The sequence below is a fragment of the Rhizobium sp. UBA1881 genome, assembly GCF_002338015.1.
Taxonomy (GTDB): domain Bacteria; phylum Pseudomonadota; class Alphaproteobacteria; order Rhizobiales; family Rhizobiaceae; genus Rhizobium.
The window spans coordinates 1-6,618 of record NZ_DDHH01000085.1 but is presented as its reverse complement, the minus strand read 5'-3'; the positions used below and the strand labels follow the sequence as shown (position 1 = coordinate 6,618).

6 protein-coding genes are annotated in these 6,618 nt (G+C 59.7%); 5 read left to right on the top strand and 1 reads right to left on the bottom strand.

Annotated elements, in window-relative coordinates; all coding sequences use genetic code 11:
- The first annotated feature begins 337 nt into the window (after window positions 1-337).
- From B3605_RS10365 to B3605_RS10345, 5 genes are read left to right on the top strand one after another with little or no spacing between them, the layout of a single operon-like run.
- Window positions 338-1,000: an aspartate/glutamate racemase family protein gene (locus tag B3605_RS10365; RefSeq protein WP_112973782.1), complete on the top strand. Its 663-nt coding sequence runs from the start codon at window positions 338-340 to the stop codon at window positions 998-1,000.
- Window positions 997-2,358: a dihydroorotase gene (locus B3605_RS10360; RefSeq protein WP_296433691.1), complete on the top strand. Its 1,362-nt coding sequence runs from the start codon at window positions 997-999 to the stop codon at window positions 2,356-2,358. Before B3605_RS10365 ends, B3605_RS10360 begins: the two co-directional genes overlap by 4 nt.
- 21 nt (window positions 2,359-2,379) lie before the next feature.
- Window positions 2,380-3,306, top strand: coding sequence for a dihydrodipicolinate synthase family protein (locus B3605_RS10355; RefSeq protein WP_296433690.1), 927 nt, complete (start codon window positions 2,380-2,382; stop codon window positions 3,304-3,306).
- Complete coding sequence (locus tag B3605_RS10350) at window positions 3,306-4,064, top strand: SDR family oxidoreductase (protein ID WP_112973779.1); 759 nt, start codon at window positions 3,306-3,308, stop codon at window positions 4,062-4,064. The genes B3605_RS10355 and B3605_RS10350 overlap by 1 nt, the downstream gene beginning before the upstream one ends.
- A gap of 3 nt (window positions 4,065-4,067) precedes the next feature.
- A complete protein-coding gene (locus B3605_RS10345; RefSeq protein WP_296433686.1) occupies window positions 4,068-5,213 on the top strand; it encodes a MalY/PatB family protein in 1,146 nt (381 codons plus the stop codon).
- 209 nt (window positions 5,214-5,422) lie between these two features.
- Here B3605_RS10345 and B3605_RS10340 read toward each other — a convergent pair whose 3' ends face one another.
- Window positions 5,423-6,301, bottom strand: a complete 879-nt coding sequence (locus B3605_RS10340) for a LysR substrate-binding domain-containing protein (RefSeq protein WP_296433684.1) — start codon at window positions 6,299-6,301, stop codon at window positions 5,423-5,425.
- Between the last annotated feature and the right edge of the window lie 317 nt (window positions 6,302-6,618).

The window sequence follows — 6,618 nt, the reverse complement described above, 5'->3', positions numbered from 1 at the left end:
CGACAGCTGCTCGGCCAGTTCCGGCTCCGAGACCTCCATACCGGGCGCGAGGTCGCCTGTGATGATGCGCTCGCGAAGAACGGCATAGGCCGTTTCCGTCAGCGACTTTGCGCGCTTGCCGCTCGACGTGTCCGCTTTAATCAAAATCAATCTCCGTTTCCGATTCCGGCGGCGCAATCCGTCGAGCCCAGCATCAACATAGGCGAGCAATCCGCCAATTTCCACGAACAGTTCACGTAGGCATGCCTGGACCAACAGAACTTTGACAGGGTCGATTTTCTGATATACTACGTAATATATTTAATGGAAGCAGTGCTGCCCCCCAACTGGTATCGCCTTGTCAGAAATTCTCGTTATCAATCCCAACAGCTCCGTCTCGGTCACCCGATCGATGGAAACATGCCTGGGCATCGTTCGCGACGCCAGCTGCCATGACATCCGTTGCACGGAACTGCAGAAGTCCCCACCCGGTATCGAGACCGACGCCCATGTGGCGGCGGTAATACCCAACATCCTCGAAGCCGTCGCAATCTCCGACGCCGACGCCTTCGTGCTTTCATGCTTTTCCGATCCAGGCATTGCTGCCGTTAGAAAGGTAACAACACGCCCCGTCATCGGGATTGCCGAGGCTGCCTATCTTGCGGCTCTAGGCCTTGGCCAGAATTTCGGCATCGTGTCACTCGGGCAATCCTCCATCGACCGTCACCTCCGCTATCTTAAAGCCCTCGGCTTTGACGGTCGGCTGGCCGGGGATCGCTCCATCGACATGACTGTCGTCGAACTCATGGCCGGCGACGTGGTCGAAACAGTCGCCCGCACGGCGCGCCTTTTGCGCGACGAAGACGGTGCTGATGTGATCATCCTCGGCTGCGCTGGTCTCGGCGGCTATCGCCAAGCGATGCAGGACGCTCTGCGCATTCCCGTCATTGATCCGGTACAGGCCGGCGTCGCGCTGGCTTGCACAACCCTCGACCTTCAATATGCAAGGCAAGCATCATGACCTATGATATTGTTATCAGCGGCACTGCCGTCCTGCCTGAAGGACCGCTCGACAACGCCTGGATCGCAATCCGCGATGGCAAGATCGCGGCTATCGGCACCGGTGAAGCGCCTAATGCTGCACAAAGCTTCGAAGCCGGCGCCGACCTCATCATTCCCGGTGTTATCGACGGCCAGACCCACGCTTGTAGTTATGGCGGCCTTCCGGGCATCCGCTCGACGACACGCTCGGCGGTGGCCGGTGGCATTACGACCATTGTCGACATGCCCTATGACAATCCACATCCGCTCAACTCGGTCGCAAGGCTGAATGCCAAGGTCGCAGCGATCCGCGAGCATGCCCATACCAACGTCGCGCTGTACGCTACAGTGATGCCTGGCCAGGCAATCGACGAGATCGACGCTCTGATCGCAGGGGGCGTCGTCGCCTTCAAGATTTCGACCTTCGAAAGCAGCCCTACCCGCTTTCCGCGTATCTCATCCAACCAGACTTTGGAGATCTTCACAGCGCTGGCTGAGACCGCGATCCCGCTTGGCGTGCACAATGAAGACCAGGAAATTGTCCGCGCAAATATCGCTGCGGCCAAGGCCGCTGGGCGCGATGGCATCGAGGCGCATTCCCAAAGCCGGCCACCGGCCGCCGAGATGGCCGCGACCGCCCAGTTCCTCGAACTTGGAGCCGCCGCCGGCGCGCACGCACACATCGTGCACCTGACGACGACACGCGGCTTCGATCTCGTCGAAAACTATCTGAACGACGGCTATCGCGCCACTGGTGAACTCTGCATCCACTATCTGTGGCTCGACCCCGAGATCGATGGGCCCGCACTCGGCGCCAAGATGAAAGTCAATCCGCCGATCCGCCCTGGTCAGATCGAGTTTCTCTGGGATGATGTCGTCTCCGGCCGCGTCGCCTTCGTGAGCTCCGACCATTCGAGTTGGCCGATCGACAACAAGTTCACAGCATCGATCTTCGATGCCGGCGCCGGTGTCCCAGGCCTTGAGACCTTGCTACCGGCCTTTTACACCGGAGCCGAGATACGCGGTTTTGACGCAGTGACCTTGACCGTCGAGCAGCTGTGCGAACGCCCCGCCAAATTCTTCGGCCTTTGGCCGCAAAAGGGAGCGCTCATCGTCGGCGCGGATGCCGATATCGCCATTGTCAAGTCGCAAGCGCAGGTGTGGGACGCGTCCAGAGCCCATGATGAGCTCCGCTGGAGCCCCTTTGACGGCCGCGAATTCAGCGTTCGCGTCGCGCGCACCTATGTCGGCGGCAAGCTCGCCTATGATGGCAGGGATATCGTCAACGCACCCGGCGATGGTCAGTATGTTGGCCGTGGCAATTCCGCCTGGTTCTGAGTGCTCTCGTAAGGATTACACATGTCACATATCACAGCCGACACCTCGGGCGTCTTCGTCATCGCATGCACCCCCTTCGACGAGAACGGTGCGATCGACGCCACTAGCATCGACAGCATGGTCGATTTCTATTACGAAAAAGGCGCCGACGGCCTGACGATCCTGGGCATGATGGGCGAAGCGCCGAAGCTGACCCAGGCCGAATCGATCGAGGTGACGCGCCGGACCCTGGCGCGCTCGGCCGGCAAACCTGTCGTTGTCGGCGTGTCCGCCCCCGGCCTTGCCGCGATCGGCGAACTGACGAAAGCGGTCATGGATATCGGTGCAGCCGGTGTCATGGTCGCGCCGCCGTCCAGCCTGCGGACCGACGACCAGATCGTCACATATTATCGCAATGTCGTCGAAACGATCGGCACCGATGTTCCCATCGTACTGCAGGACTTTCCGCTGGCGACTGGCGTCCAGATCAGCTCGAAAACGCTTGGCGTGATCTTCGAGGCGCATCCGAGCATCGTCATGCTGAAGCATGAAGACTGGCCGGGCTTGCAGAAGGTCGCCGACTTGCGTGCCGCCGAGGCAAAGGGCCGTCGGCGCGTCTCGATCCTTTGTGGCAACGCCGGCGTGTTCCTGCCAGAAGAAATGCAGCGCGGTGCCGACGGCGCAATGACCGGCTTCGCCTACCCCGAAATGATGGTGGGCGTTTGCAAACTGAGCAATGAAGGCCGGCATGAGGAGGCGCATGACCTCTTTGACGCCTATCTGCCATTGATGCGCTACGAGCAACAGCCTGGCCTCGGCCTCGCCGTTCGCAAATATGTATTGGCCAAGCGCGGTGCGATCGCCAGCGCCACCCAGCGTCGCCCCGGTGCTGCACTCAACGCGGCGGCGGTGGCTGAAGTCGAGCGGCTGATCGCCCGCCAGGAAAAGAAACTAGGAGCTTTGAACTGATGGACCTGCAGATCTCTGGTAAGAAGGCACTCGTTCTCGGCGCCAGCCGTGGTCTCGGCGCCGCCATCGCGGCCGGCCTCGCAGCAGAAGGTGTCAAGGTCTTTGCAGCGGCGCGCAGCGCGGACAAGATCAAGGCGACCGACAACATCATACCTGTCGCCGTCGACCTTTCCGACGCCGTCTCGGTGGCTGCCCTGGTCGAGATGCTGACGAGCCAGGGCGGCGTCGATATCGTCGTCAACAATTCCGGGGGCCCCAAGGCCGGTCCGGCGCTCGGTCAGTCGACCGAAAGCTGGGTTGACGCCTTCCAGTCGATGGCGACCTCCATCTTTTCGATCACCGACGCCATGTTGACCGGAATGATTTCCCGCAAATGGGGGCGCGTCATTACGATCGGTTCTTCTGGTGTCGTCCAGCCGATCGCAAATCTGGCGTTGTCGAACGGTGTGCGCGCAGCTATCGCCGGCTGGTCGAAGACGCTGGCCTCCGAGGTTGCCCGTCACGGCATCACGGTGAACATGATCCTGCCCGGCCGCATCGCCACCGACCGCGTTCGCGAACTCGACGGGATCAAGGCCGAAAAGACAGGCGCCTCGATCGAGGCGGTCGAGGAAGCGTCGCGCAACGAAATCCCGGTTGGCCGTTATGGCAACCCGTCGGAATTTGCAGCCGTTGCCGTTTTCCTGGCAAGCTCTCAGGCAAGCTACGTCACAGGATCGTCAATCCGGGTCGATGGCGGCATGATCAGGGGACTGTAAGCAATGACCGATTTCGATGCTGTTTATGATCGACGCGGCACAGGCAGCTCGAAGTGGAGCAAGTATCCGACAGACATTCTGCCGATGTGGGTCGCCGACATGGACTTTCCAGCAGCACCCGAGATCTTGGAGGCCATACGCAACCGCCTCGAACATCCGATGCTCGGCTACGGCGTAGCCCGCGACGAGCTGCGCGCCCGCATTGTCGAGGACATGCAATCGAAATACCACTGGTCGATCACGCCTGAGGACATTGTATTTTTGCCGGGCGTCGAGCCAGGGTTCAATATGGGTTTGAAAGCGATGCTCGAGCCCGGCGATGGCCTGGTGGTGCAGACGCCGGTCTACCGCCCAATCCTCAATGCGCCGTCTCACTGGGGCCTCGTGCGTAATGACGTGCCGCTAAGACAAACCGAGCTCGGCTATGTGATGGATGTCGATCCGCTGGCCGCAGCGCTTTCGCAGTCGCGTGCGCTGCTTTTGTGCAATCCGCAGAACCCGACAGGCAAGGTGTTCACGAAACACGAGCTCACCGAGATCGCCACGCTCTGCCGGGACAATGACGCGTTGATCATCTCCGACGAGATCCATTGCGACCTGCTGTTCGACGGTCGCAATCATATCCCGATCGCCACACTGTCTGAGGAAACGGCGAACCGGACCATCACCCTGATGGCGGCCAGCAAGACCTTCAACATAGCCGGCCTGAAAACCGCCTTTGCGATCATCCAGAACAAGTCGATCAGAGAACGCTTCGTGCTCTCGAAGCTTGGAATGGTCGATAGCGTCAATGTTCTCGGACTTGAGGCAACCCTTGCAGCCTACACCCATGCCTCCGGCTGGAAAGCTCGGATGCTTTCCTACATCCAGGCCAACCGTGACTATCTCTCACAACAGCTGGCGTTACGTTTCCCCGCTATTCGACTTATCAAGGCAGAAGCGACGTTTCTTGCCTGGCTCGACTGCAGCGAACTAGGGCTCGCAGGCGATCCGCAGGCCTTCTTTCTAGAACATGGCAAAGTGGGGTTCAGCGCCGGATCAGAGTTCGGCGCGGCCTATGGAGACTACGTCCGTGTCAATTTCGGCTGCCCACGATCGTTGCTGAGCGAGGGCCTCGACAGAATGGAACGGGCGCTAGGCAAGCGCTAGATCCTTGTAAAGTCAGGGTCTAGCCAGCCAGCGCATGGCTGGCGCGCTCACTGTTAAGTGTCCAGACATACGCTACGAAACTGCAGCGATTCATTGGCAACTACATTCGCTATGATTGCCATCTATTGGTATTCTCGCACCGTGCGATGAACGCACATCCGCACCCATGTCAAAGTGTCAGGGGACCAAGTTTCTCCCCAGACACTCGCCTAGTCCTCGTTTACCGCTGCCAGGAGCCAATCGCGAAACGCACCGACCACCGGTCGGGCCTCGTTGCGTCGGGGATAAACAAGGAAGTGGTTGGCTTCGGTAAGCGCCACCGCCCTTCCAGCAAATGGCTGGACGAGACGGCCGCTTGACAGCTCGCGCTCGGCGAGCTTGACGGCTTCGAGGCACACGCCCATGCCGTCCGCGGCTGCCGCTATTGCCATGAAGCTGCGATCGAAGCGAAGTGCCGGCTGGCGTGGCATCGCCGATCCATTGGCGTAAAACCAGTCCGACCAGCTCACATTCTTGATCATGCTTCTGATCAGAGGCACGCGATGCAAATCCTCGATCGTTAGTAGCTCTTGTGCCATTTCGGGCGTACACATGGGCTGGACTTCGACCGGCCCAAGCGAATGGATCACCAGTCCCTCGTCGGCAGAGCTCAAGCCATAGACGATATCGACGTCGAACTGGTCTTGAGCGAAATGTACGGGCTTGGTGTCGGCCGAGATCGTTACCTCGAAACCAGGATTGTCGATCAAAAACATGGTAAGGCGCGGCGCAAGCCACTGCGCTGCAAAGCTTGGAGACGAATGCAGGCGCAATACTAGTGACTGGCGCGCTGACAGCGTGTCCATCGCCCCCCGCAACAGCGCCATGGCCTCGACGACCGGCTGCTGGAACATCAACCCATCTGCGGTCAGGCGCAGTTCGCCGTGGCTGCGATCAAACAGCAGCGTACCGATCTCGCGTTCCAGCTTGGTAATCGCGTGGCTAACGGCGCTGGGAGAAAGGTTCAGATCCCTGGCGGCAAGCTTGAACGAGAGATGCCGCGCCGCAGCCTCGAAAGCATGCAACCCGCCGATTGGAATCCGTTTCATCTGTTGTCGACCCGTCCGTTTCGCCGTCGTGGCAGCGCTATGACATTTTGCCCGCTTGCGAAAGCGAAATGAGAAAAATTCATCTGCCCGGATATGATTTCATCCGCGGCCATCATTGCTTGTCCTGAAAATAGGAAGGGCGCAAAACGCGGCGTCACTCGGCCTGCGTCAATTTGCGCAGGCCTCCCAATCACGCCGACTTTTGCCGCAAGGCAGTGTCTTTCTGTGAGGCAATCTTGTTATCTTTTCGAGGCGCGAAGATCGCGCAGACTGTGTTCGGGGCGGTGCTATCGCTCCTAGCATTACAGTTGCATTTT

Bases quoted from the DNA above. Each gene is read 5' to 3' on its own strand.
- B3605_RS10355 (WP_296433690.1), top strand. From the start codon at position 2,380: ATGTCACATATCACAGCCGACACCTCGGGCGTCTTCGTCATCGCATGC.
- B3605_RS10345 (WP_296433686.1), top strand. From the start codon at position 4,068: ATGACCGATTTCGATGCTGTTTATGATCGACGCGGCACAGGCAGCTCG.
- B3605_RS10360 (WP_296433691.1), top strand. From the start codon at position 997: ATGACCTATGATATTGTTATCAGCGGCACTGCCGTCCTGCCTGAAGGA.
- B3605_RS10350 (WP_112973779.1), top strand. From the start codon at position 3,306: ATGGACCTGCAGATCTCTGGTAAGAAGGCACTCGTTCTCGGCGCCAGC.
- B3605_RS10340 (WP_296433684.1), bottom strand. From the start codon at position 6,301: ATGAAACGGATTCCAATCGGCGGGTTGCATGCTTTCGAGGCTGCGGCG.